Genomic DNA, 24,436 nt, shown 5'->3' with positions numbered 1-24,436 from the left:
AAATCGTCTTGACGACTTTCAGCTTCTTCCTAATAATGAGTGCTTACTCACTCATAATCAAGCCTTATAACAAAAACCTCCAGGAAGGGGGATTTCGCCAGGTCAGGATATGAACCGTGTCACTTTCAGCGTGGTCGCCATCATGTTATTAGCGTCAGCAACAACTTTGCCGTTTGTGTTAAATGCCGGATTTGGTCAGGCGCCGCAGGGCGCGCAGCTCAGCCTGGTGGAGCAGTCGCCGCACTATCACGACGGTCAGTTTCACAATCAGCTTCCGACGCCGGGGTTTACCGGGCAAAAAAATATGCTGGCCGCATGGTGGGAGTTTCTGGTCGCCAAACGTGAAAATGCCAGACCGGCGCAGCCGCTGCCGCTGGTGAACACCGATCTGGCCAGCCTGCCGTCAGGGCAGGACGTGATGGTCTGGCTCGGTCACTCCTCCTGGTACCTGCAGCTGGCGGGCAAACGCATCCTGATCGATCCCGTATTTAGCAACTATGCCGCGCCGTTCTCGTTTATCAATAAAGCCTTTGCCGGGGATTACCCGTGGCACGCAGAGGGCATGCCGGATATCGACCTGCTGATTATCTCGCACGATCATTACGACCACCTCGATTACGCCACCATCAAAGCTCTGATGCCGAAGGTCAAGCGCGTGGTGACGCCGCTGGGCGTGGGGTCGCACCTGCGCTACTGGGGAATGGAGAGCGCGATCATCAGCGAGGCGGACTGGAATCAGTCGGTGCAGGTGAGCGATGAGCTGACGGTACACGTCCTGCCCGCGCGCCACTTTTCCGGCCGCGGCCTCAAGCGCAACCAGACCCTGTGGGCCAGCTTTATGTTCGTTACCCCGCAGCAGAAAATTTACTACAGCGGCGACAGCGGCTACGGCCCGCACTTTAAAGCCATCGGCGAACAGTTTGGCGAAGTGGATTTGGCGATCATGGAAAACGGTCAGTATGACCAGGACTGGAAGTACATCCACATGATGCCGGAAGAGACGGCGCAAGCCGCTGACGATGTTCATGCACGCGCGGTGCTGCCGGGTCACGCCGGGCGCTTCGTGCTGGCAAAACACACATGGGACGATCCGTACAAAAGGCTGGCGGAGGCCAGCACAGGGCGACCGTGGCGACTGCTGACGCCAATGTTGGGTGAGCCGGTTTGGGTCGCCGATAAAACGCAATCATTTAACGCCTGGTGGCGCTAACGATGAGAGTGGTTCAGGAGGAGAGAGGACATATGACTATTTCCGCTCAGGTCATTGATACTATCGTCGAGTGGATTGATGATAATTTGCATCAGCCGCTACGTATTGACGATATTGCGCGCCACGCCGGTTATTCGAAGTGGCATTTGCAACGACTGTTTTTACAGTATAAAGGGGAGAGTCTTGGGCGCTATATCCGCGAGCGTAAGCTGCTGCTGGCGGCCCGCGATCTGCGCGATACCGATCAGCGGGTCTACGATATTTGCCTGAAATACGGTTTTGACTCGCAGCAAACTTTTACCCGCATCTTCACCCGCACGTTTAATCAGCCGCCGGGTGCCTACCGTAAACAAAATCACCGCCGCGCGCACTGAAACGCGTCCGCCGGGGGAACACCGGCGGACGCTTTTTTACCAGGCGTAGTTGACCGTCGCCGTCACCGTCCGACCAATGCCGTAGAAGCAGGCGCTATCGCTGGCGCAGGAGGCCACGTATTTGGTATTGGCGAGGTTGTTGACGTTGAACTGCACTTTCGCCCCTTTCAGGCTCGAATTCAGCTCGCCTAACTCATAGCTGACCATGGCGTCGTACAGATCCACTGCCGGTACCTTAAACGTGTTTTTCGCATCGCCGTAGCTGGTGCCGATATAGCGTACGCCAACGCCCGCGGTCAGGCTTTTTAACGCGCCGTCCGGCAGGGTATAGCTGGTGAACGCCGAAGCCATATGGGTCGGAATGCGTGCCGGCGTTTTCCCTTCGGTACCGACGACGGTGGTATTGACGGTTTCCGCGTCGGTATAGGTGTAAGACGCGATCAGATTGAGGTTATCGAAGACCGTCGCGTGCGCTTCGGCTTCAACGCCTTTCGAGCGCACTTTACCGCTGTTTTCAAACCACCCGGCCGCGCTGTTGTAGGTCGCGACGTTGCTCTGCGTCAGATCGTACAGCGCGAGGGTCATTAACGCGTTTGGGTCAGGCTGGTATTTCAGACCCACCTCTACCTGTTTGCCTTCGCTGGGATCGAATGGTCCGACACCCGGCGCGCGGTTGGTTTGCAGGTTAGGTTCGAAGGAGGTGCTGTAGCTGATATAGGGGGAAAGACCGGAATCAAAGGCGTACAGCAGGCCGGTGCGCCAGGTGAGCTTATTATCATTCTGCTGGGTGCTGCTGGCGTCGGTAAAATCGGTGGTGCGTACCTCTGCCCAGTCGTAGCGCCCGGAAACTAACAGTTCCCAGTTTCGCCAGCTCAGCTGATCCTGAACATACACCCCAGCCTGGTCGAGATTTTGCTGTTCATTAGTGGCGGGACTGAAGGCGCTTTCATCGACGCTAACCCCGTAGGTCGGGCTGCGCCAGTCGATATCGTACTGCGAGCCGCCGGCCCGACCAAGGTACTGCTTATCCTTACTGGTTTTGTAATCCACACCGCCAATCACCGTATGCGCCACCTGACCGCTGGCGAACTGCGCTTCAAGCTGGTTATCGATGCCAAACTCATCGGTCTGACGCTGTTCATGCTGGGCGCGGCGGGAGAGTACCGAGCTGTTGGCGGCGCTGGTGGAATAAACCAGGTAGCGATACTTCTGTTTGATGGTGGCGTAGCGGGCGTTCTGGCGCAGAGTAAAGGTATCGTTGAGCTGGTGCTCAAATTCATAGCCAATCATCGTTTGTTCACGCCACGACTGGTTGTAGCTGGGATCGCTGACGTTAAAATCGCGAGGAATATAGCTGCCGTCGACGCTTTCCACGGTACCGTAACGCGGCAGGAAGTTACGATAGCCGGCGTCCGGGTCTTTCTGATAGCTGGTTAACAGGGTAAAGCGCGTGGCGTCACCAGGATACCAGGTGAGGGCAGGGGCGATAGCCATCCGCGTCTCTTTATAGTCATCGATCTGGTTATTCTGGGTGCGGGCGATCCCGCTCAGGCGATAGAGCAGGTGGCCGTCATCGCTCAGCGGGCCGCCAACGTCGAAAGCCCCTTCGGCGAGGTGGTTATTGCCGGTACGGAACTGTACCTCATGAATCGGCTGGCTGGTCGGGCGTTTGCTGGTCATGCTAATCAGCCCGCCGGGGTTGACCTGACCAAACAGCACCGAGGCCGGGCCGCGCACCAGCTCGACGCGTTCCAGCAGCCACGGGTCGAAAGTGCCGGTTTGTGACGAGGCGGTGGCACCGTAGCTCAGGCCATCGAGGAATTTGGGCACGTAGCTGAAGCCGCGCACGAATACTTCGTCGTTGCGGTTAGATGAACCTCGGTATTCGGTAAAAACGCCCGCGCTATAGCGCAGCGCCTGGGAAACCGAGGTGACGTCCAGCGCCCGCATTTGATCGCGGGTGACCACCGATACCGACTGCGGCGTTTTGACGATCTCCGCAGCGGTCTTTGTTGCCGACAGGGTTTTTGTCGCCACTATTCCCTTCAGCGGCGCTGTAGGATCCTCGCCGCTGCCGGCGGTGACGACGATCGTTTCCTCCGCTGCCAGCGCCGGCCCGCCAAACAGAGATGCCGCCACGCCCGCGGTCCAGAAAGCTGTTATCTTATTATATTTAAACATGTTTATTTTTTATCCTTGGTTGAATCGCCATCAAAAAACGTCCGCGTCGAGGGGAATCGACCGGCGGTTATCATTAACGGCGTTAATGTTATTGCAAATAGTTATTATTTGCATTAGCGTTATTAACAAATTCTTACAAGGAAATATTGGCTAATGAAGACGGCGTGGAGCGGCCTGCTGATTGGCATGAGTACCCTACCGGCGGCGGCGATGAACTGCGAATCTCCTTCGTTACAGGGGGAACTGGAGGGGAAGTTCGACGCCAGCGGTGAGGTCTGTTTTGACCTGCCGACATTGGGCGAGAACTACGTCACGGCGACCCTCTCCGGCGTCACCGATGCCCGACTGCTGGATGACAATAACCGCCGTCTGCGCACGCTGCTGACGGGCGGTCCGGCGGACGGCGAGCAAACCCTGCTGTTTTCTCTGCCGGTAAATCGCGCCTCCTCGCTGGTGCTGCACGGCGAAGAGGGGGCGCGCTGGCGCTTTCAGTGGCAGATGCGGGAAACCACCGCTCTGGCCAAAGTTCAGCCGCTGGATCCGGTCAGCCCGCGCCTGCTGCGGCTGAAGCGTGAACTGGCGGCGGGAGGTTCAACGGCGCATTTCTGGCAGGAGCGCGAGCGGGAAGGGACGCCAATGGTGGAACCGGTGGACGCCGGCCATAAGCGGGTAACTTTCCTGTGGCGCGGGGCGAGCCGCAACGTGTTTATTCTGGGTTCGCCGGCGGGGGATCACGATCCGCTGTTTCGCCTCGGGGATTCTGACGTCTGGTTTCGCAGCTACGTGGTGCCCGCCGATACCCTCATGCAGTATAAGCTGGCCCCGGACGTGCCGCAGGTAACCGGCAGCGCGCGGGAGCAGCGGCGGGCGATTCTGGTCAGCGCCCAGGCTGACCCGCTCAACCCGAACAGCATCAATGCCGCCCACGACCGCTGGAATCGCCACTCTCTGCTGGCCCTCAACGCCGCGCGTTTTTGCACCGCCCAGCGTATGGCGCAGCCGCTACGCTACGGAACCTTAACCCGCCATCAGCTGCGCAGCGACTTTCTGCAAAATACGCGGGAAGTGCTGATTTATCGCCCGCGGTTGCCGCAGCCCGCGCGCTGGACCCTGTTGCTCTTTGACGGTAAAACTTACCAGCACGAATACCGCCTCGCCAACGTGCTGAACGCCCTGATCGCCAGTCACCGGCTGCCGCCGATTAACGTGGTGTTTATCGATAGTCTCGATCATTCGCGACGGGCGAAGGAGCTGCCGCCAAATCCGCACTTTGCCGATTTTATGGCCCATGAGTTGCTGCCCTGGCTGAACCGCCAGGGGATCAGCCTGACCCGGCAAAAAACCGTGGTTGCCGGGTCCAGCTACGGCGGGCTGGCCGCGTCCTGGGTAGCGCTGCGCTACCCCCGGCAGTTTGGCAACGTATTGAGCCTGTCCGGGTCATACTGGTGGGCGCCGCAAGGGGAGGAGGCCGGCTGGCTGACCCGCCAGTACCAGCAGTCGCCGCGCTATCCGGTGCGCTTCTGGCTGCAGGCGGGGAAATTCGAAACCAGCGGGCCGGACGGCGGCATTTATGCCAATACGCTTGAATTTGAGCGGGTGCTAAAAGAGAAGGGTTATACGGTGAGCTTTCATCCCTCCTCCAGCGGCCACGATTACGCCGCCTGGTGCGAAGCGCTGGTCAACGGCATGCGCGACCTGACCGGCTTAGCGCTCAAGGGAAAACCAGCGACGCCAGACCCAGCGCAGCAGCAGATACTCTATGGCGCCCAGCGCTAAAAACCACAGGCAAAAGATCAGGGTATAAAGCTGGTTGAGATCCATCAGATGGAATGTCGCAACCAGCTTCTGCGCCAGCGTCAGGCCCAGCGAGGGCGCCGGCAGCAGCAGGCAGGAGAGTAAAGCCAGCAGCAAAATGCCGGCGGCGCTGAGGAGCGTTTCTAGCGGATGTTTCATTATTTGTTAATCATCAGTTAAAAACATATTGTCCGGTAAAAAGAGAATCAATGCAATATCGTTTCGTACGTAATTATAATACGCATTAGATATTATATTTAAACGTCCTCGTTTATTCCCATGTTAATTATTTTGGTAATATTTGTGATTAAGTTAATTACATTGCAATGTAAATTAACGTCATTATTAAGCCAGCGCTTTTACAAAAGTATAGGTGCTATATCCTACAAGTGTAGCGATAATAATGGCCAGCAGGATGTACAGCACCAGACGGCGTCCGCGATAGATTCCAAACATAGTAGACCTCGTTTAGTTTTGGTTTATTAATATTCTGCAATAGTTGTTTTATAGAATTAACTTACCATAAATTTTGTATTGGCGAGAGAGTAAATATTGCGCAAGCTCAAATTATCTCCCGCCTGTTTGAAATTTTTCTCATTGGCCCGGAATGATTCCAGGCTTTCCGCCTCACGGAATTTTAAGGGAGATATATTTTGACCAAAACGATCAAAACTAATAATACCACCCCCTCAGGGGATGTCGCGCCACGCCGCGCATATCAGCAGACGGTTGATGCGGTGCTGGCGCAGAATAAAAGCCATGCCAACGGCCTAAGCGCCGCCGAGGCCGCCGAGCGTTTGAAGACATTCGGCCCCAACGCCTTGCCGGAGAAAAAAGGCAAGCCGGCCTGGCTGCGCTTCCTTGCCCACTTTAACGACGTCCTGATTTTTGTCCTGCTGGCCGCCGCCGCGCTCACCGCGGTCATGGGCCACTGGGTCGATACGCTCGTCATCCTGGGCGTCACGGTGATCAACGCCCTGATCGGCCATATCCAGGAGAGCAACGCAGAAAAATCGCTGCAGGGCATCCGCAATATGCTCTCCAGCGACGCGCGCGTGCAGCGCAGCGGCAAGCATGAAACCATCCCGACCCGCGACCTGGTGCCGGGCGATATCGTGATACTGCGCGCGGGTGACCGCGTGCCTGCCGATATGCGCCTGATTGAGAGCCATAATCTGCGGGTCGAAGAGGCGATTCTCACCGGCGAGTCGACGGTAGTGGATAAAACCACCGACGCGCTGGAAGGCGAACTGCCGCTGGGCGACCGTACCAATATGCTCTTCTCCGGCACCACCATCAGCGCCGGCGGCGGCGTTGGCGTGGTGACCGCAACCGGTCAGGAGACCGAGCTCGGCCACATCAACCAGATGATGGCGGGCATTGAGAAGCACCGTACGCCGCTGCTGGTGCAGATGGATAAGCTCGGTAAAGCGATTTTCGTTATCATCCTGGCGATGATGGCCGCGCTGTTCGTCTTCAGCCTCGCGCTGCGCGACATTCCTCTCGGCGAGCTGCTGCTCTCCCTGATTAGCCTGGCGGTGGCCGCCGTGCCGGAAGGCTTACCGGCGATTATCTCGATTATTCTCTCTCTGGGCGTACAGGCGATGGCGCGTCAGCGGGCGATTATCCGCAAGCTGCCGACGGTGGAAACCCTGGGCGCCATGACCGTGGTGTGCTCGGATAAAACCGGCACCCTGACGATGAACGAGATGACCGTCAAAGCGATCATCACCGCCGACTGCTGCTACCGCGTCGAAGGCGACAGCTACGAGCCACAGGGTAACATCTGCCTGGAAGGCAGCAACGAGCCGGTGCAGATTAAACCGGGCAGCGTGCTGGAAACCTATCTGCGCACCATCGATCTGTGTAACGACAGCCAGATGATTCAGGACGAGCGCGGCCTGTGGGGTATTACCGGCGGGCCGACCGAAGGCGCGCTGAAGGTGCTGGCGGCGAAAGCGCAGCTTGCGCCAGTCGATGCCCGCCTGGTCGCGAAAATCCCGTTCGACTCGCAGTACAAGTACATGGCGACCCACCAGAAAATGGGCGACGTCGAGCAGGTGCTGATTACCGGCGCGCCGGACGTGATTTTTGCCCTGTGCTGCCATCAGTTGAGCAAGCAGGGGGCGGTGCCGTTCGAGCCGCAGTACTGGGAAGAGGAGATGGCGCGCTTTGCCCGCCAGGGCCTGCGTATGGTCGCCGCCGCCTACAAACCGGCCACCGTTGGCAGCACCACGCTGACCCACGACGATCTGCGCGAAGGACTGGTCTTCCTCGGCATTGCCGGAATGATGGACCCGCCGCGTCCGGAAGCGATTGACGCTATCCACGCCTGCCAGAACGCGGGGATCCGCGTGAAGATGATTACCGGCGACCACCCGCAGACGGCGATGAGCATTGGCCAGATGCTGGGGATCACCAACAGCAGCCAGGCGATGACCGGCTATCAGCTGGAGCACATGGACGACGCCGAGCTGGCGAAAGCCGCCGTTGAGTACGATATCTTTGCCCGTACCAGCCCGGAGCACAAGCTGCGCCTGGTGAAAGCGCTGCAGGATAACGGCGAAGTGGTTGGCATGACCGGCGACGGCGTCAACGACGCCCCGGCGCTGCGCCAGGCCGACGTCGGGATCGCCATGGGGATTAAAGGCACCGAGGTGACCAAAGAGGCCGCCGACATGGTCCTGACCGACGACAACTTTGCCACCATCGCCAGTTCGGTCAAAGAGGGGCGTCGGGTCTACGACAACCTGAAGAAGACCATTCTGTTCATCATGCCGACCAACCTGGCGCAGGGGCTGCTGATTATCATCGCCCTGCTGGCGGGGAACATCATTCCGCTGACGCCGGTGCTGATTCTGTGGATGAACATGGCCACCTCCGCGACGCTCTCCTTCGGCCTCGCGTTTGAAGCCGCCGAGCGCAACGCCATGAACCGGCCGCCGCGTAAAACCGGCCAGCACGTTATGGACGCCTTCGCCGTCTGGCGCGTCGCTTTCGTCGGCACCATGATCGCCGTCGCCGCCTTTATGCTTGAAGCCTGGCTGGCGCCGCGCGGCCACAGTCCGGAGTTTATCCGCACCGTCCTGCTGCAGATGCTGGTCACCGCGCAGTGGGTCTATATGATTAACTGCCGCAGCAGCGACAGCTTCTCGCTGAGCATGGGACTGCTGCGCAACAAAGGCATCTGGCTGGTGAGCGGCGTGCTGCTGCTGATGCAGCTGGTCATCATCTACGTACCGGTGATGCAGACGATGTTTGGCACCGAAGGGCTGCCGCTGCGCTACTGGTTCATCACGCTGGTCATCGGTATCGCGATGTTCCTGGTGGTGGAGGTTGAGAAGCGCCTGACCCGTCGTTTCCGCAAAGCCGCATAGCGTGTCTGACCCGCCCGGCGTCCCTTCTCCTGAGGGGGGAGGGACGCCGCATCGTCGTAAGGAATTCCCCATGAACAAGATTATCCGCTCCGCCCTGCTGGCCTGCGGCCTGGCAGGCTACGCGCTCACCGCCGCCGCCGCGCCGGCCGTTCCGGTGCGCGTTGCCACCGTGGAACACGCGCCGCATGCCGATGAACGGCAAATCTCCGGCCGCGTTGAGGCCATTCACTCCGTCGATATTCGCGCCCGCACCGAAGGAAAGATTGTGCAGCGCCACTTCCAGGATGGGCAGTACGTCAACCAGGGCGATCCGCTGTTTACGCTGGATGACGCCCAGCCGAAAGCCGCGCTGGCGCTGGCCCAGGCTGAACTGAAAAGCGCGCAGGCTTCGCTACGCCAGGCCCAGCAGCAGCTGAGCCGCTACCAGCAGCTGAAAAATAACCACGCAATCAGCCGCAACGACGTAGACACCGCGCAGATGCAGCGCGATGTCGCCGCCGCCGCCGTCGAGCAGACCCGGGCGCGCATTGCCGCCCAGCAGATTACGCTCGGCTACACCCGCATTACCTCGCCGGTCACCGGGCGCGTCGGCCATAGTCCTTTTCACGTCGGCGGGCTGGTGAATCCCGCCAGCGGCGTGCTGGTCGATGTGGTCCAGCTTGATCCCATTCGCGTGGCGTTCTCGCTGGATGAAACCGCCTTTTTCGCGAAAGCGGGACAGCACACGGATATCGCCGCGCTGAAGCAGGCGTGGCTGGCGCAGGTGGATGTCGATGGGCGGCGTGAAGACGGCGCCCTGACCTCCGTCGATAACCGTATTGATAGCCGCACCGCCAGCGTGGCGCTGCGCGCTGAGTTTGCCAACCCGCAGCACCGTCTGCTGCCGGGCGGCAACGTCACGGTTTTCTTCCGGCCGCAGCAGCTTAAGGAGAGCCCGATGATCCCGGCCTCTGCGCTACAGCAGGATGCGCTGGGCTTTTACTGCTGGGTACTGACGGCGGACAACACCGTGACGATGCGCCGTTTAGCGCCCGCCGGTCAGCATGGCCAGAGCTTCGTGGTGGCCGATGGTCTGAAAGCGGGGGAGCGCGTAGTGACGGAAGGCGCCCAGCGCCTGCGTGACGGCGCGGCCGTTCAGCTGCTGAGTGAATAAGGGAGAGGCGATGCTCACATTTTTTATCCGTCGCCCGCGCTTTGCGATGGTGATTGCCCTGCTGATGACCTTTGTCGGCGCGGTCTCGCTGAAGCTGATCCCGGTCGAGCAGTATCCGCAGATTACGCCGCCGGTCATCAACGTTAGCGCCAGCTGGCCGGGCGCCAGCGCGGCGGACGTGGCGGAAGCCATTGCCGCGCCGCTGGAGACCCAGCTCAACGGCGTCGATCATATGCTCTATATGGAGTCCACCAGTTCCGATGAGGGGACCTACAGCCTGAGCCTGACTTTTGCCGCCGGGACCGATGCCGATTTAGCCGCGATCGACGTGCAGAACCGCGTGTCGCAGGCGGTGGCGCAGCTGCCTGCCGACGTGCAGCAGAACGGCGTGCAGGTGCGTAAGCGGGCGACGAACCTGCTGATGGGCGTGAGTCTCTATTCGCCGCTCGGCACGCTATCGCCGCTGTTTGTCAGCAACTACGCCAGCACTCAGGTGCGCGAGGCGCTGGCGCGTCTACCCGGCGTCGGGGAAGTGCAGATGTTCGGCGCGCGCGACTACAGCATGCGCATCTGGCTGCGCCCCGACCGCATGAACGCGCTGAATATCACAACCGACGATATTGCCCAGGCGCTGCGCGAGCAGAACGTACAGGGCGCGGCGGGGCAGGTGGGGACGCCGCCGGTATTTAATGGCCAGCAGCAGACGCTGACCATCAACGGTATCGGGCGACTCAGCGACGCCGCCGGCTTCGGGCAAATTGTGGTTCGCAGCGGCGAACGCGGCCAGCTGGTACGCCTGTCTGACGTGGCGACCATTGAGCTGGGCGCGCGCAGCTACAGCTCCGGCGCGCAGCTCAACGGCAAAGATTCCGCCTATCTCGGTATCTATCCGACGCCCACCGCCAACGCCCTGCAGGTCGCCACCGCGGTGCGCGCTGAGCTGACCCGGCTGCACGCGCGTTTCCCGGCGGATCTCACCTGGGAAGTGAAGTTTGATACCACCCGCTTTGTGGCGGCGACGATCAAAGAGATCGGCGTGTCTCTGGCGCTGACCCTTATGGCGGTGGTGGTGGTGGTTTCGCTGTTCCTCCAGAGCTGGCGGGCGACGCTGATTGTCGCGCTGGCGATCCCGGTGTCGCTTATCGGCACCTTTGCCGTGCTTTATGCGCTGGGCTACAGCGCCAATACCCTGAGCCTGTTCGCGATTATTCTCGCCCTGACGATGGTGGTGGATGACGCCATCGTGGTGGTGGAGAGCGTGGAAACGAAAATGGCGGAGGGGCTGGATCGCGGCGCCGCGACCGCCGAGGCGCTGCGGCAAATCGCCGGGCCGGTGATCGCCACAACTCTGGTGCTGCTGGCGGTGTTTGTGCCGGTAGCGATGCTGCCGGGGATCGTCGGCGAGCTGTATCGCCAGTTTGCGGTGACCTTATCGACGGCGGTGACGCTGTCGAGCGTGGTGGCGCTGACCCTGACGCCCGCGCTGTGCGCGCTGCTGCTGCGTCCGCGGCCGCAGCAGCCAGCCGCCATCTGGCGCGGTTTTAACCGCGGTCTGGATACGGTGCGCGATGGTTACGGGCGTCTGGTCGGGAGGATGAATCGTCGCCCCTGGCTGGCGCTGGCGGCGACGATGGCGGCGGCCGGGGTGGTGGTGTTTAGCTTTATCACCATGCCAAAGGGTTTTCTGCCGCAGGAAGATCAGGGCTACTTCTTTGCCAGCGTGCAACTGCCTGAAGCCGCCTCGCTGGAGCGTACCGAAGCGGTGATGGCCCAGGCGCGCGAGCTGCTGTTGTTGAATCCGGCGGTTGAGGATGTGATTCAGGTCTCCGGTTTTAATATTCTCAACGGTACCAGCGCTTCAAACGGCGGATTTATCTCGGTGATGCTGAAGGACTGGCACCAGCGGCCGCCGCTGGAGGCGGTGATGGAAAAGGTGCAGGGCCAGCTGATGGGGCTACCGGAGGCGACGATCATGACTTTTGCGCCGCCGACGCTGCCGGGGCTGGGCAACGCTTCCGGGTTTAATTTACGCATTCTGGCCCAGGCCGGACAATCGCCGGCGGAGCTGGAGCAGGTGACGCATCAGGTGCTGCGGACGGCTAATCAGTACCCGCAGCTGAGCCGGGTATTTACCACCTGGAGCAGCAACGTGCCGCAGCTGACGCTCACCGTCGACCGCGACCAGGCGGCCCGGCTGAACGTACCGGTGGCGAGGATTTTCAGCAGCCTGCAAACCGCGTTTGGCGGCACCCGCGCCGGCGATTTCAGCATCAACAATCGTGTCTACCACGTGGTGATGCAAAACGAGATGCAGTGGCGCGAGCGGGCAGAGCAGATAAGCGAGCTGTACGTGCGCAGCGACAGCGGCGAGCGGGTTCGCCTGAGTAATCTGGTGACGATTACGCCGACGGTGGGCGCGCCGTTTATTCAGCAGTATAACCAGTTCCCGTCGGTATCGGTGAGCGGGTCGGCGGCCGAAGGCGTCAGCAGCCGGACGGCAATGGCGGTGATGGAGCAGATTTTACAAGCGAACCTGCCGCACGGTTATGATTACGCCTGGAGCGGCATCTCCTGGCAGGAGCAGCAGACCGGTAACCAGGCGGTGTGGATTGTGCTGGCGGCGGTAGCGATGGCGTGGCTGTTCCTCGTCGCCCAGTATGAGAGCTGGACGCTGCCGGCGAGCGTGATGCTGTCGGTGCTGTTCGCTATCGGTGGGTCCCTGCTGTGGCTATGGTGGGCCGGTTACGCCAACGATGTGTACGTGCAGATAGGCTTGGTGCTGCTGATCGCGCTGGCGGCGAAAAACGCGATTTTGATCGTCGAGTTTGCCCGCGCGAAGCGCGAAGAGGGGATGTCGATCGTCGATGCCGCCCGCGAAGGGGCGACCCGCCGCTTCCGCGCGGTAATGATGACGGCGGTCTCTTTTATCATCGGGATTGTGCCGATGATGCTCGCCACCGGCGCCGGGGCGCAGAGCCGGCGGATTATCGGTACCACGGTGTTCAGCGGCATGCTGGTGGCGACGGTAATCGGCATTTTGTTTATTCCTTCGCTGTACGTGCTGTTCCAGCGGCTGCGCGAGTGGGCCCACCGCCGGATGTAGGTGGCCCGCGCCTGTCCGGGCTACAGTACTGCATATTGCCGATAACCCGTAGCCCGGGTAAGGCGTTTACGCCGCAACCCGGGGAATATGCCGCGACGTGGTATTGCTGTGGCTTCTTCCCGGCTTGCGCTGCGCTTAGCCGGGCTACCGGGCCGCAGATTGCCGGTAATCCGTAGCCAGGACAGGCGCGGCAGCGCCGCCTCCGGGAGATTTTCATGCCGCTGCGGATATGTTTCTGAAACAACGTGTCATGCAGCAATGCCCTGGCCCCCGCTGAAATCGGCGAACCGGAGGACCGAAGACAAGGGCTGGCCGCCAGGGATGGCGGACAGAGGCGAATCGAGACACGACAAAATTGCCTGGAGCAATTTTGAACAGCGCTTGCGCTGGCCCCGTAGGGGCGAGTCCCAGGGATGGGACGAGTAAGGTCGAGTTGAGCCGACCGCAGGCTGAGGTCCGGGAGGTGAGCGCAGTGCGCAGCACCGATTTCTTTGCGGGACCGCGGGGATTGTAAAGGGGGAGACGGTTTTCTCCCCCTTTACCCGTTCACGTACCACGGTGAGATATTTTCTGTGGGATAATAGTGAACGGAATCCCTCAACACCGTCCCGGAGGCGGCGCTGCCACGCCTGTCCGGGTACCCAATCTCCCTCCCTCAGGCACCGGGCCCGGAAATCCCGGGTCGCGGCGTAAACGCCTTACCCGGGCTACTCCCCGCAGACGATGTTTTGCCGACTACCTGCTCTCCACCGCGATCATGGTGACGAACGGATGGTACTGCCACGGCACGCTGCCGCCTTTCTGGTACATCTTCGAAATGGTACCGTCGAGATAGAGCATCTGGCGCACGTTGAGCCTGGACTGCGCGTAGCAGGCAAAATCATAGAAATTGGTTTCGCGCGCGCTGAGCATAAAGACCACTTTGCCATCGCCGGTGATGCCCACGCCGTTACGCAGCTTGCGCGAGCTGGCGGACGGCTTCAGCCGCCAGTTGATCTTGCCGTTTTCAATCAGCATCGGCCCGGACTGCACGGCGTAGCGGATGGCCGGCGACGGCCTGAATTTATCGATGCTGACAATCGCCGCGTTTTGCCCGCGCAGATAAAACACCCCGCCGGGACGAATAAAAAAGTTGCCGCCGCCGGAAGTGCGGTTAAGCGGGGTCAGCTGCCTGCCTTTCTCGATATACAGCCCCAGCGGCGCGTAGGCTTTATCATAAATTCCGCCGTTCATCGCCATCTGCACCTGTCCGTTGTGGTCGATATCCGCCAGCAGGGCGCGCAGCGATCCCCAGGCTTTACCGTCCTCTTTTTGCCAGTACATCACGATGCGTTCGCGCTGCGGATCAACGGTATAGCTTTGCAGCGTCAGCGACGGGTCGGTCAGCGAGCACTTCCCGCTGGCGAAAGCGGGCAGGGATAACAGCAGCAGCGGCAGAAGAGAGAAAAAGCGCACGACAGGTTCCAGACAGACGACGAAAGCGTGCAGTATAGCGTTTTATCGCCGCTACGCCGTCCAGATTTCGCAGTGCTTTTGTACCAGCCCGATCAATGAACCGCCGTTGGCGACAAACTCGCGCATCTGCTGCGGCTCGCTGCGATCCTGCTTCGCCTGGCGCACAATCGCCTCCAGCGCGCTGCCGGCATTCAGCTTGTGGGCACTGGGGGCCAGCCTATCCGCCAGCTGTAAAATTTCTTCGCGCAATGTTCGTTGTTCGCCGCCGTTAACATCGGTATTGATCCCATCAAGCCCGTAGCGGCAGGCCTGATAGCGGTTGAAGGGGTAGAGCAGATAATCCTCGGGCTGATGCTTAAACGGCCGCTCCGTCAGCAGCCAGCAGGCGATGATCTGAATAAACCCGGCGATATTCACCGCCTGAGCAATCGTCAGCGGCGTATCCATCACCCGGACTTCGACGGTACCAAAGCGCGGGCTGGGGCGGATATCCCAGTGCAGATCCTTCATGCTGTCGATCATGCTGGTATAGCTAAGACGGCGAAACAGACCGGTAAAAGCCTGCCAGTTATTCACCCACGGCATCGGGCCGTTATCGGGATAGGCGGCAAAAAGGTTAAGCCGCGAACAGGCAAAGCCGCTATCGGTCCCGTCGAGCCAGGGCGATGCCGCATTCAGCGCGATAAAATGCGGTACGAAGCGCGACAGGCCGTGCAGAAGATAGATGGCATCATCGCCATTTTGACACCCCACGTGCACGTGCTGGCCGAAGATCGTCGCCTGCTTCGCCAGGTAACCAAAGTGCTCGACGGTTTTCAGGTAGCGCGGGTTATCGCTGATCTGCTGACGCTGCCAGCTTTGAAACGGATGCGTTCCGCCGCCGCAGATCTGCACATGATGGCGGGAGGCGGCGCGCAGCACCGCCTGTTGAATCGCGCTCAGCTGCGCGGTGGCCTGGTGGATATCGCGGCAGACGCCGGTGGCGATCTCCAGCATGCTTTCGGTAATGTCATGCTTGGCCTCGCCCGCTTTCAGCGTGCCCTGCACCTCGTCAATCAGCGCGGAAGAGTCCTGGCTCAGATCGAAACCCGGCGGGTTGACGACCTGAAGCTCCAGCTCGATACCGAGGGTAAACGGCTCGGAGCGGTGAAAATCAGGTAACGGCATGGCGACTCCCTCTTTCTCTTTATCAGAAAGTATAGAAGACAACGCCTCAAACTGATGATTTGCCGGACATTATGAATTTAATTTATAGAAAATAACGCCACGTGATTATCCCTTTAAAAAGAAAGTAAGGCTGGTGCAATCCTGCAACAGAATTCCCGCCGGTGGTGCAAAAAGATAAGGTTATTCTATTTTTTAAGTAAAATCATAGAGATGATATAAGTCATTCTTATTTTATAAGCCATTTCACGCTTATTCCCCGCGCGTTCAGAACTGGTATGTATCTTGCCTGTTAAATAGCGACTTTTATTTAACAGGGACAATGTGATGCTGAAGAAAAAAATATTTTCGCGTAAATGCCATCTCGCCGTTGCTGTTAGCGGAGCATTGGCGCTGATCGCCTCTTTGCCGGCCAATGCCTCAACCCTGCGGATCGCCATGACCGCCGCCGATATCCCTTTGACCCTCGGACAGCCCGATCAGGGCTTTGAGGGCAATCGCTTCACCGGCATTCCGCTCTACGACGCCCTCGTTGAATGGGATCTCTCTCAGGGAGAAAAGCCCAGCGGCCTGGTGCCGGGGCTGGCGACCGAGTGGCACGTTGACCCGCAAAATCAAAGCCGCTGGATTTTCACCCTGCGCCCGGGCGTTAAGTTTCACGATGGTTCAACGGTCAACGCCGATGCCATCGTCTGGAACGTGGATAAGGTGCTGAATAAAGCCGCGCCGCAGTATGCCCCGGGCCAGATAGGCAACACCCTCTCACGCATGCCGACCCTGACCGGCGCGGAAAAGATTGACGACCACACCGTGGCGCTGACCACCTCCGAACCGGACGCGCTGCTGCCTTACAACCTTACCAACCTGTTTATCGTTTCACCGACGGCGTGGCAGAAGCTGTATGACGCAGTGCCGGCAAACGCCGGCGATGCCGCCGCGCGTAGTAAGCAGGCGTGGACCGAGTTCGCCGCCCACGCGGTGGGCAGCGGTCCGTTCAAAATGGAAAAACTGGTTCCTCGCCAGCAGCTGATCCTCGATAAGAACCCCGACTACTGGAACAAAGATCGCATTCCGCGAGTGGACAAAGTGGTGCTGATCCCGCTGCCGGAAGCTAACGCCCGCACGGCGGCGCTGCTCTCGAAGCAGGTGGACTGGATCGAAGCCCCGGCCCCGGACGCGGTCGATCAGATAAAAGCCCAGGGCTTTAAAATCTACGCCAACACCCAGCCGCACCTGTGGCCGTGGCAGTTCTCCTTCGAAGAGGGCTCGCCGTGGAAAGATATTCGCGTGCGCAAAGCCGCCAACCTGTGCCTGAACCGCGCGGAGCTCAAAAGCTATCTCGGCGGCTATATGACCGAAGCGACCGGCGTCTACGAGGCCGGCAGCCCGTGGCACGGTAAACCCACCTTCCAGATCAAATATGACCCGGATACCGCCCGTAAGCTGATGACCGAAGCCGGGTATAGCGCCGGGAAACCGCTGCACGTCACGGTCGCCACCTCGGCCTCCGGCTCCGGGCAGATGCAGCCGCTGCCGATGAACGAGTACATCCAGCAGAGCCTGAAAAGCTGCTTCTTTAACGTCGACATTAAGGTCAACGAATGGAACACCCTGTTTACCAACTGGCGTCTCGGGGCGAAAGATCCGTCGGCGAAAGGGATCGACGCGATCAACGTCAGCGCCGCGGTTAACGATCCCTATTTCGGCATGATCCGCTTCTCCACCGCGAAGGCCTTCCCGCCGGTGGCGACCAACTGGGGCTACTTCTCGACCCCGGAAACCGAAAAGCTGGCGGCGGCGGTGAAACATGCGTTTACCCCGGCTGAAATGGATAAAGCCGCGGGTGAACTGCACGCCGCGCTGGTCGATCAGGTGCCGTTCCTGTTCGTCGCCCACGATGTCGGGCCAAGGGCGATATCGCCAGCCGTCACCGGTGTGGTACAGCCGCAAAGCTGGTTTATCGACCTCAGCCTGGTGAGCAAAAAAGAGTAATCGACACGGGAGCAAGAGATGATCAATACACTGCTATATCGCATCCTGCTGGCCGTCCCCACCATGCTCGGGGTGGCGGTGATCTGTTTTATGCTGGTGCAGATAGCGCCGGGCGACCCGCTGGTATCGGTGATGCCGCCGGACGCTTCGGAATCGCTGCGTCAGACCTTAATGCAGGCCTACGGCTTTGATAAACCGCTGCCGCTGCAGTTTGTGCACTGGCTATGGCGGGCGCTGCACGGCGATCTGGGCATGTCGGTCGCCACCGGGCGCCCGGTCATCGATGAAGTGATGACGGCGGTCACCTACTCTCTGCGTCTGGCGCTGCTGGCGACGGCGATCGGGTTTGCGCTGGGCAGCCTGTTCGGTTTTGTCGCCGGCTACTTTCGTAACAGCATTATTGACCGTCTGGCCTCGGTGCTATCCGTGTTTGGCGTCAGCGTACCGCACTACTGGCTGGGGATGCTGCTGGTCATCGTTTTTAGCGTCAAATTCGCGCTGCTGCCGGCGACCGGCGGCGGGCCAATCGGCGAGGTGGGCTGGCAGTGGAACTGGGAACACCTGCAGTTTATGCTGCTGCCGGCCTTCACGCTGTCGGTGATCCCGACCGGCATTATCGCCCGCACCGTTCGCTCGCAGGTGGCGGACATTCTCAGCCAGGAGTTTATCGTCGGCCTGCGCGCCCGGGGGCTCAACGAGTCGCGGATCTTTCTGCACGTGGTGAAAAACGCCGCCCCGACCGCGCTGGCGGTGATGGGGCTGCAGGTCGGCTATCTGATGGGCGGCTCGATTCTGGTGGAAACCGTCTTCTCCTGGCCCGGCACCGGTCTGCTGCTGAACACCGCTATCTTCCAGCGCGATCTGCCGCTATTGCAGGGCACCATCTGGGTACTGGCGCTGTTCTTTGTCCTGCTCAATCTGCTGGTGGATATTCTGCAAACCAGTCTCGATCCGCGAATTAAGAGGAGCTGACGATGGTGGATACCGTGACGACCAAAGGCATTACTGTCTCTGCCGCGACGGTTGCCAGACAAGGCTACTGGCGCGGCGTGTTTCGCCGCCTGCTGCGCGACCCGGGCGGCGTATTCGTCGGCGCGATCATTCTCATCCTGCTGGCGCTGGCGCTGTTCGGTCCCTGGCTAATCGTGAAAGATCCGTATCAAACATCGATGTTTTTACGCCTCAAACCGATTGGCGCCGACGGCTTTCCGCTGGGCTCCGATGAGCTCGGGCGCGATATGCTATCAAGGCTGATTCTCGGTACCCGGCTGTCGCTGTTTATGGGGATTGTCCCGGTGGTGTTCGCCTTTTTCATCGGCGGGGCGATCGGCATTATCGCCGGCTATGCGGGCGGTAAAACCAACACCCTGATTATGCGCACCGTGGACGTGTTTTACGCCTTTCCCTCGGTGCTGCTGGCGATCGCGCTCTCCGGCGCGCTGGGGGCGGGCATCGGTAACGCGCTGCTCTCGCTGACCCTGGTGTTCGTGCCGCAGGTGGCGCGTATCGCCGAAAGCGTCACCGCGCAGGTGCGGCATATGGACTATATCGACGCCGCCCGGGCCACCGGGGCCAGCGCGTTCACCATTATTCGCGTCCAGGTGCTGGGCAATGTGCTGGGGCCGATTTTCGTCTTCTCCACCGGCCTGATTTCGGTGTGCATGATCCTCGCCTCCGGGCTCTCTTTTCTCGGTCTCGGGGTTCGCCCGCCGGAGCCGGAATGGGGGCTGATGCTGAACACCCTGCGTACGGCGATTTATACCCAGCCGTGGGTAGCGGCGCTGCCCGGCCTGATGATTTTTATCACCTCCATTTCGTTCAATATCCTCGCGGACCGCCTGCGTGCGGCAATGGCGATTAAGGAGTAAGCGATGCAACCCTTTATCAATATCGACCTCGGCGGACCGGCGCAGCCGCTGCTGAAGGTCAACAATCTGCTGAAACATTTTCCCGCCGGCGGCGGCAAAGCGCGCGAAGTGGTGCAGGCGGTGGACGACGTCAGTTTTTCGGTGATCAAAGGCGAAACCCTCGGCGTGGTGGGGGAGTCAGGCTGCGGTAAATCCACCACCGCGCGGCTGCTGATGCAGCTGCTTAAGCAGGACAGCGGGGAGCTGATCTTCGATGGTCTGGAGGTGGGTTCATCGCGCCTGCCGATGAAAGCGTATCGCCGCCAGGTGCAGATGGTTTTCCAGGATAGCTACGCCTCGCTCAACCCGCGCATGACTATGGAAGAGAGCATTGCGTTCGGCCAGCGGGTACACGGCGTCAGCGCCAAAGAGGCCAGCGAGTACGCCCGCTATCTGCTGGCGCACGTCGGCCTTGAGCCGGAACGTTTTGCCCATCGTTATCCGCACGCGCTTTCCGGCGGCCAGCGCCAGCGGGTGAATATTGCCCGCGCGCTGGCGATGAAGCCCCGGCTGGTGATCCTCGACGAGGCCGTCTCGGCGCTGGATAAGTCGGTGGAAGCTCAGGTGCTGCAGCTGCTGCAGGAGCTGAAGCGGACGCTGGCGCTGACCTATGTGTTTATCAGCCACGATCTGCACGTGGTGCGCTGGCTGTCGGACCGCATTCTGGTGATGTATCTCGGCGAGGTGGTGGAGATTGGCCCGGCGGAGCAGCTGTTTACCGCCTCGGCCCACCCCTATACCCGGGCGCTGTTAAGCTCGATGCCGTCAATGGACCCGCACAATCGCACCTTAACCTCGCCGCTGAGCGGCGATCCGCCCAGCCCGATTTCTCCGCCCTCCGGCTGCCGCTTTCATACCCGCTGCCCGCACGCCAGAGCGGTGTGCGCCGAGGTGAAACCGACGCTCGAAAGCGTCGGCGAGGGGCACCAGAGCGCCTGCCTGATGGCGCAGCCCGCGTCGCCCTGGCATCAAAATATCGCCATTCAGGAGGTCAGCCATGTCGCATGAAGCCTACGTCCATATCCGTGACCTGCGGGTTGAGTTTCGCCGCGACGGTCAGACGGTCAACGCGGTCAACGGCGTCTCCTTTGATGTGCAAAAAGGCGAGGTGATGGCGCTGATCGGCGAGTCTGGCTCCGGGAAAAGCGTCACTCTGCGCGCCCTGATGCGGCTGCACCCGCCGAAAAGCAGCGTGCTTTCCGGTACCCTGAGGGTCGGGGAAGAGGATGTGTTGAACATGAGCGCCGGGCAGCTGCGGCGCTACCGCGGCGCGTGCTGCGCGATGATTTTCCAGGAGCCGCTGCTGGCCTTCGACCCGGTCTATACCGTGGGCCAGCAGATTGTCGAGGGGCTGCGTCGCCATGAAGGCCTGTCGCGGCAGGCGGCGCGGGAAAGGGCGCTGGAGGCGCTGCGTCAGGTGCGCATTCCGAGCCCCGAGCGGCGGCTGGATGCTTACCCGCACGAGATGTCCGGCGGGATGCGCCAGCGGGCGATGATTGCCCTCGCGCTCTCCTGCAACCCGCAGCTGCTGCTGGCGGATGAGCCGACCACCGCCCTCGATGCCACGGTGCAAATCCAGATCCTGATTCTGCTGCGTGAGCAGCAAAAGCAGCGCGATCTGTCGATTATATTTGTGACCCATGATATCGGCGCGGCGGTGGAGATCGCCGACCGGGTGGCGGTGATGTACGCCGGGCGCATCGTGGAGGAGGCGTCGATCGAGGAGATTCTGTATCGTCCGCGCCATCCCTATACCCAGGTGCTGCTGGGCAGCCGGCCGAAAGAGGGGCTGAAAAAGGGCGATGCGCTGCACTGTATTCCCGGCTCGCCGCCGGATCTCTCGTGCCTGCCGCCGGGCTGCGCGTTTGCCGAACGCTGTCCACACGCGCGCCCCGCCTGCGCGCAAAGCCAGCCGACGACCGAACCGGCCGGGCCGCGTCACGTGGTAAGTTGCCATCGCTGGCGTGAGCTGAGCCCGTCCGTTGAAAACCAGGCGCTTTACGCCTGAGGCCAGGAGGAAACCATCATGCAGGACGACATTCGCGCCTTTATGCCCTATCCGCCGCATCCGGTGGCGCATGCGCTCAGCGGGCCGCTGAGCGGCTTAACCTTTGCGGTCAAAGATCTGTTCGACGTGGCGGGCTACCCAACCGGCGGGGGCAATCCGCACCTGCTGGCGCTGTCCGGGATTAAAAACCGCACCGCGCCGGTGGTGCAAAAGCTGTTAGATAACGGCGCGCGCTTTATCGGCAAAACCCATACCAGCGAGCTGGCGTATTCGATGAGCGGGCACAACGTGCATTACGGTACCCCGCGCAACGGCGCCGCGCCGAATCATATACCCGGCGGATCGTCGTCCGGCTCGGCGTCGGCGGTATCGAACGCGGCGTGCGACTTTGCCCTCGGCAGCGATACCGGCGGCTCGGTACGCACGCCGGCGAGCTACTGCGGACTGTTTGGCCTGCGTCCAACCCACGGCCGTCTCTCCCTCGACGGCTGCCAGCCGCTGTGCGCCACCATGGACACCTGCGGCTTCTTTGCCCGCTCGCCGGAGGTCTTTTCCGCCGTCGCCGCTTGTCTGTTCGACGATGAACGCGCGGATTTCGACGGCGTGCGGCTGGCCTGCCACGATGGGCTGTTTTCCCGCCTGCCGCTGCGCAGCCAGCAGGCGCTGCTGCCGGTCCGCCAACGGCTGGCGCGCTTTTTCGGCCCGTTAGCGCCGCTCGATGCGCCGCTGCCCGACGCGGACGATATTTATCTCGCCTTCCGCCAGATTCAGGGCTACGAAGCGTGGCAGGCGCAGGGCGAAACCATTGAGCGCTATGGTCTGCAGCTAGGCCCGGACGTCCGCGAGCGCTTTTTCTGGGGCAAAGCGGTCACCCGCGCGCAGTTTGACGCCGCCTGCCAGCTGCGCGAGCGTTTTACCGCCTGGTGGGACGCGCAGCTGGGCGATGCGGTCCTGGTGATGCCGACCGTTCCCGATGGCGCGCCGCTGCTGACGGCGCAGGCCGAAGAGATAGAAGCGGTCCGGCGCCTGTCTCACGACCTGCTGTTAATTTCCGTGATGACCCAACGTCCGCAGGTGACGCTGCCGGTCGCCCAGACGGGCGGTCTGCCGCTGGGGATGTCATTTTTAGGCCCGCGCGGCAGCGATCGTCTGCTGGTCGAGCTGGCCGCCGCGTTTATGCAAGGAGACCGAAATGAGCAGTGATGTCCTTTTTACCCCGATGACCGAAACCACCGACTGCCGGGTTAACGGCGAGCGTCTGTGGGAGTCGCTGATGGCGCTGGCGGAAATCGGCGCCACGCCGAAGGGCGGCTGCTGTCGTCTGACGCTCACCGATCTCGATCGCCAGGGTCGGGATTTGGTGATTAGCTGGGCGCAGGCGGCGGGGATGCGCGTCACCGTCGATAAAATCGGCAACGTCTTTATGCGCCGGGAAGGGCGTAATCCGGCGCTGCCGCCGATTGTCTCCGGCAGCCATATTGATACCCAGCCCACCGGCGGCAAATTTGATGGCAACTACGGCGTGCTGGCGGCGCTGGAGGTGGTGCGCACCCTGAACGATCGGCATATCGAAACCGAAGCGCCGATTGAAGTGGTGTTCTGGACCAACGAAGAGGGCTCGCGCTTTGTGCCGGTGATGATGGGCTCCGGGGTGTTTGCCGGGGTATTCCCGCTGGAAACTGTCTATGCCGCGCAGGATGCGGACGGTAAAACCGTGGGCGAGGAGCTGGCGCGCATCGGCTATATCGGCAGCCAGACGCCGGGCGATCATCCGATTGGCGCCTACTTCGAAGCGCATATTGAACAGGGGCCGATTCTGGAAGATGAAGCGAAAACTATCGGTATCGTGCAGGGCGTGCTGGGGATCCGCTGGTATGACTGCGTGGTGACCGGCCAGGAGTCCCACGCCGGACCGACGCCGATGCGCCTGCGTCAGGATGCGCTGCAGGTGGCGACCCGCATTATGCAGGAGGTCGTGGCGATCGCCGGGCGCAGCGAGGAAGGGCGCGGTACGGTAGGGAGGGTGCAGGTCTATCCGAACAGCCGCAACGTGGTGCCGGGAGAGGTCACTTTTTCGATTGATATGCGTAATCTCAGCGATGCGCTGGTGGATGAGATGGACCGCCAGCTGCGGGCGTTTATCGCCGGGGTTGAGCGGGAGAGCGGCCTGAAGGTGGCGCTGAAAGAGGTGAGCCACTATCCAGCGGCGCCGTTCCACCCGGATTGCCAGGCGGCGATCGCCGACGCCGCGCAGCGGCTGGGCTATCCGGCGCGGGAGATTGTCTCCGGCGCCGGGCACGACGCGGTGTATATGAGCTACCTGGCGCCAACCGGGATGATTTTTATCCCCTGCAGGGACGGGATCAGCCACAACGAAATTGAGTATGCGTCGCCGGAGCACGTTGAGGCCGGCGCGAACGTGCTGCTGCAGGTGATGCTGCAGTACGCGCGGGTGGTATAAACGGCCGCTCTCCCCGGTCGCGCTGCGCTTACCGGGGCTACGGGTTTCCAGCCGCCTGCGGGGGAGTAGCCCGGGTAAGGCGTTTACGCCGCGACCCGGGATTTTCGGGCCCGGAGCCTGAGGGAGGCAGATTGGGTAGCCCGGACAGGCGCGTCAAGCGCCGCCTCCGGGCTACAAGGGCTACGGGTTTCCAGCCGTCTGCGGGGCGGTAGCCCGGGTAAGGCGTTTACGCCGCGACCCGGGATTTCCGGGCTACA

17 protein-coding genes are annotated in these 24,436 nt (G+C 61.0%); 13 read left to right on the top strand and 4 right to left on the bottom strand.

The genetic code is table 11. The features are described from left to right. The first annotated feature begins 109 nt into the window (after positions 1 to 109). The gene (locus tag ABLU87_RS18380) at positions 110 to 1,210 is read left to right on the top strand and encodes an MBL fold metallo-hydrolase (RefSeq protein ID WP_109241137.1); all 1,101 of its coding nucleotides are present in this window, start codon (positions 110 to 112) and stop codon (positions 1,208 to 1,210) included. A 32-nt stretch (positions 1,211 to 1,242) separates the two neighbouring features. Further along, positions 1,243 to 1,584, top strand: coding sequence for a RamA family antibiotic efflux transcriptional regulator (locus ABLU87_RS18375; protein WP_348870727.1), 342 nt, complete (start codon positions 1,243 to 1,245; stop codon positions 1,582 to 1,584). A gap of 36 nt (positions 1,585 to 1,620) precedes the next feature. On the opposite strand, the gene ABLU87_RS18370 is transcribed toward ABLU87_RS18375, so the two are convergent. Beyond that, positions 1,621 to 3,765 (bottom strand): TonB-dependent siderophore receptor, encoded by a 2,145-nt coding sequence (locus tag ABLU87_RS18370; RefSeq protein WP_119834445.1) that lies wholly within the window; start codon positions 3,763 to 3,765, stop codon positions 1,621 to 1,623. A 153-nt stretch (positions 3,766 to 3,918) separates the two neighbouring features. Here ABLU87_RS18370 and ABLU87_RS18365 point away from each other — a divergent pair, with 153 nt between their 5' ends. Beyond that, positions 3,919 to 5,541, top strand: a complete 1,623-nt coding sequence (locus ABLU87_RS18365) for an alpha/beta hydrolase-fold protein (protein WP_085521905.1) — start codon at positions 3,919 to 3,921, stop codon at positions 5,539 to 5,541. On the opposite strand, the gene ABLU87_RS18360 is transcribed toward ABLU87_RS18365, so the two are convergent. Continuing rightward, positions 5,470 to 5,718, bottom strand: a complete 249-nt coding sequence (locus ABLU87_RS18360) for a DUF1158 domain-containing protein (RefSeq protein WP_014228312.1) — start codon at positions 5,716 to 5,718, stop codon at positions 5,470 to 5,472. The two genes, ABLU87_RS18365 and ABLU87_RS18360, sit on opposite strands and share 72 nt — an antisense overlap. 494 nt (positions 5,719 to 6,212) lie before the next feature. On the opposite strand from ABLU87_RS18360, the gene ABLU87_RS18355 reads away from it, so the two are divergent. From ABLU87_RS18355 to ABLU87_RS18345, 3 genes are all read left to right on the top strand, one after another. Next, the gene (locus ABLU87_RS18355; protein ID WP_183129362.1) at positions 6,213 to 8,936 is read left to right on the top strand and encodes a cation-transporting P-type ATPase; all 2,724 of its coding nucleotides are present in this window, start codon (positions 6,213 to 6,215) and stop codon (positions 8,934 to 8,936) included. A 70-nt stretch (positions 8,937 to 9,006) separates the two neighbouring features. Further along, a complete protein-coding gene (locus ABLU87_RS18350; protein WP_057173923.1) occupies positions 9,007 to 10,089 on the top strand; it encodes an efflux RND transporter periplasmic adaptor subunit in 1,083 nt (360 codons plus the stop codon). Positions 10,090 to 10,099: 10 nt separating this feature from the next. Then, entirely contained in the window at positions 10,100 to 13,192 is a 3,093-nt protein-coding gene (locus ABLU87_RS18345) for an efflux RND transporter permease subunit (RefSeq protein ID WP_049069478.1), read from the top strand. A 735-nt stretch (positions 13,193 to 13,927) separates the two neighbouring features. Here ABLU87_RS18345 and ABLU87_RS18340 read toward each other — a convergent pair. Together ABLU87_RS18340 and ABLU87_RS18335 are read right to left on the bottom strand one after the other, a co-directional pair. Beyond that, complete coding sequence (locus ABLU87_RS18340) at positions 13,928 to 14,647, bottom strand: phosphodiester glycosidase family protein (protein WP_122117670.1); 720 nt, start codon at positions 14,645 to 14,647, stop codon at positions 13,928 to 13,930. Between the two features lie 51 nt (positions 14,648 to 14,698). Beyond that, positions 14,699 to 15,814, bottom strand: a complete 1,116-nt coding sequence (locus tag ABLU87_RS18335; protein WP_025107066.1) for a YbdK family carboxylate-amine ligase — start codon at positions 15,812 to 15,814, stop codon at positions 14,699 to 14,701. A 324-nt stretch (positions 15,815 to 16,138) separates the two neighbouring features. On the opposite strand from ABLU87_RS18335, the gene ABLU87_RS18330 reads away from it, so the two are divergent. From ABLU87_RS18330 to ABLU87_RS18300, 7 genes are read left to right on the top strand one after another with little or no spacing between them, the layout of a single operon-like run. Beyond that, positions 16,139 to 17,803 carry an ABC transporter substrate-binding protein gene (locus tag ABLU87_RS18330; protein ID WP_014228317.1) on the top strand — a complete coding sequence of 555 codons (1,665 nt, stop codon included), beginning with the start codon at positions 16,139 to 16,141 and terminating at the stop codon, positions 17,801 to 17,803. A gap of 18 nt (positions 17,804 to 17,821) precedes the next feature. Next, positions 17,822 to 18,775 carry an ABC transporter permease gene (locus ABLU87_RS18325; RefSeq protein ID WP_004848587.1) on the top strand — a complete coding sequence of 318 codons (954 nt, stop codon included), beginning with the start codon at positions 17,822 to 17,824 and terminating at the stop codon, positions 18,773 to 18,775. Positions 18,776 to 18,777: 2 nt separating this feature from the next. Further along, entirely contained in the window at positions 18,778 to 19,671 is an 894-nt protein-coding gene (locus tag ABLU87_RS18320; RefSeq protein WP_014228319.1) for an ABC transporter permease, read from the top strand. Positions 19,672 to 19,674: 3 nt separating this feature from the next. Continuing rightward, positions 19,675 to 20,718: an ABC transporter ATP-binding protein gene (locus ABLU87_RS18315; RefSeq protein ID WP_004848592.1), complete on the top strand. Its 1,044-nt coding sequence runs from the start codon at positions 19,675 to 19,677 to the stop codon at positions 20,716 to 20,718. Continuing rightward, positions 20,708 to 21,718, top strand: a complete 1,011-nt coding sequence (locus ABLU87_RS18310) for an ABC transporter ATP-binding protein (protein WP_122117669.1) — start codon at positions 20,708 to 20,710, stop codon at positions 21,716 to 21,718. Before ABLU87_RS18315 ends, ABLU87_RS18310 begins: the two co-directional genes overlap by 11 nt. 18 nt (positions 21,719 to 21,736) lie before the next feature. Continuing rightward, positions 21,737 to 22,921: an amidase gene (locus tag ABLU87_RS18305; protein ID WP_032748603.1), complete on the top strand. Its 1,185-nt coding sequence runs from the start codon at positions 21,737 to 21,739 to the stop codon at positions 22,919 to 22,921. Beyond that, entirely contained in the window at positions 22,911 to 24,179 is a 1,269-nt protein-coding gene (locus tag ABLU87_RS18300; RefSeq protein WP_122117668.1) for a Zn-dependent hydrolase, read from the top strand. Before ABLU87_RS18305 ends, ABLU87_RS18300 begins: the two co-directional genes overlap by 11 nt. Positions 24,180 to 24,436 lie beyond the last annotated feature (257 nt).

Source organism: Klebsiella sp. CB_Kp196, assembly GCF_040061575.1.
GTDB lineage: Bacteria > Pseudomonadota > Gammaproteobacteria > Enterobacterales > Enterobacteriaceae > Klebsiella > Klebsiella michiganensis.
Note: the sequence above shows the minus strand (reverse complement) of the source record. Positions and strands in the feature narration are given on the sequence as shown.

Coding starts and splice junctions, on each gene's coding strand:
- ABLU87_RS18380 (WP_109241137.1), top strand. CDS start 110: ATGAACCGTGTCACTTTCAGCGTGGTCGCCATCATGTTATTAGCGTCA.
- ABLU87_RS18375 (WP_348870727.1), top strand. CDS start 1,243: ATGACTATTTCCGCTCAGGTCATTGATACTATCGTCGAGTGGATTGAT.
- ABLU87_RS18370 (WP_119834445.1), bottom strand. CDS start 3,765: ATGTTTAAATATAATAAGATAACAGCTTTCTGGACCGCGGGCGTGGCG.
- ABLU87_RS18365 (WP_085521905.1), top strand. CDS start 3,919: ATGAAGACGGCGTGGAGCGGCCTGCTGATTGGCATGAGTACCCTACCG.
- ABLU87_RS18360 (WP_014228312.1), bottom strand. CDS start 5,718: ATGAAACATCCGCTAGAAACGCTCCTCAGCGCCGCCGGCATTTTGCTG.
- ABLU87_RS18350 (WP_057173923.1), top strand. CDS start 9,007: ATGAACAAGATTATCCGCTCCGCCCTGCTGGCCTGCGGCCTGGCAGGC.
- ABLU87_RS18345 (WP_049069478.1), top strand. CDS start 10,100: ATGCTCACATTTTTTATCCGTCGCCCGCGCTTTGCGATGGTGATTGCC.
- ABLU87_RS18335 (WP_025107066.1), bottom strand. CDS start 15,814: ATGCCGTTACCTGATTTTCACCGCTCCGAGCCGTTTACCCTCGGTATC.
- ABLU87_RS18330 (WP_014228317.1), top strand. CDS start 16,139: ATGCTGAAGAAAAAAATATTTTCGCGTAAATGCCATCTCGCCGTTGCT.
- ABLU87_RS18325 (WP_004848587.1), top strand. CDS start 17,822: ATGATCAATACACTGCTATATCGCATCCTGCTGGCCGTCCCCACCATG.
- ABLU87_RS18320 (WP_014228319.1), top strand. CDS start 18,778: ATGGTGGATACCGTGACGACCAAAGGCATTACTGTCTCTGCCGCGACG.
- ABLU87_RS18315 (WP_004848592.1), top strand. CDS start 19,675: ATGCAACCCTTTATCAATATCGACCTCGGCGGACCGGCGCAGCCGCTG.
- ABLU87_RS18310 (WP_122117669.1), top strand. CDS start 20,708: ATGTCGCATGAAGCCTACGTCCATATCCGTGACCTGCGGGTTGAGTTT.
- ABLU87_RS18305 (WP_032748603.1), top strand. CDS start 21,737: ATGCAGGACGACATTCGCGCCTTTATGCCCTATCCGCCGCATCCGGTG.
- ABLU87_RS18300 (WP_122117668.1), top strand. CDS start 22,911: ATGAGCAGTGATGTCCTTTTTACCCCGATGACCGAAACCACCGACTGC.